General features: G+C 35.9%; 1 protein-coding gene and 1 pseudogene. One reads left to right on the top strand and one right to left on the bottom strand.

Annotated features, from left to right (window positions below):
- Positions 1-125 precede the first annotated feature (125 nt).
- Positions 126-323, top strand: coding sequence for a hypothetical protein (locus FOF46_RS30995; protein ID WP_143919277.1), 198 nt, complete (start codon positions 126-128; stop codon positions 321-323).
- 163 nt (positions 324-486) lie between these two features.
- On the opposite strand, the pseudogene FOF46_RS30990 reads toward FOF46_RS30995, so the two are convergent.
- A pseudogene (locus FOF46_RS30990) lies at positions 487-824 on the bottom strand (ATP-binding protein); the annotation flags it as partial.

Here is an 824-nt window from a genome sequence, read left to right as displayed (position 1 = left end):
GTTTTATGGTCATTATGAGTGTTTTAAATTATTTGTATTACTAGCTCCTGCCGTGGTGTCGAAACCACGCTAAGCCGTGGCAGGAAAATCACTATATTTGAGCAGCCAACTTAAATTATAGTGATATGGAATTGCACGAAAGGTTATATCTGGATATTGTTAATAAGTACAATCTTGATTTAAATGAGAATCAAATTTTGCAGCTTAAAACATCTTGCAAAAAAGCAATTGCAGACAACCCTAACGTAGATTATTATAGCTTACTTATGGCTTGCAAGGCTTACCTTGTGATGATAATGGAGTTTCCCGACTTAGAGCTTTAATTGCTTTTAGCAACGATTCCGTAACCTGATATGTTAATTCATTTGAAAATGTGTGGAGTTTATCTGCGTTCATACAGCAACCACATTGGCGAACTTCGATCTTCAATCCAGAAACTAAAGAATCGATATTTACAACTATTTGTTTGCTCATAATACTACTGTTTTAGTGTTGTTTAAGTTTAATTTTCTCACGTTTAATGATCCTTTTTACACGGCGCATATCTTCAACAACTTTGATGATCTGACCACCAATTTTTTTGGCAATCGGGTTACATTCATTAAAGATGTCCGTATGTAGTTTTTTGTTATCGACCCCATTAGCCTGACAGACCATGGCAACGTCTTTTTTTGTTGCTCCGATAAGGTGGATATAATTACGTCCGAAACGGCTGTCAATCTCATCATATCCGTGTTTGTTGTAGCGTACACCCCGTTTAATTTCTTTTTCAAGGTTCTCAGTTCCTACAATGATTACAGACATTTCGTCCTCTAGTTCATTAT

It is taken from the genome of Aquimarina algiphila (assembly GCF_007489275.1).
In the GTDB taxonomy this organism is placed as follows: Bacteria; Bacteroidota; Bacteroidia; order Flavobacteriales; family Flavobacteriaceae; genus Aquimarina; species Aquimarina algiphila.
The sequence above is the reverse complement of the archived record's forward strand: the minus strand, read 5'-3'. Positions and strand labels throughout refer to the sequence as shown.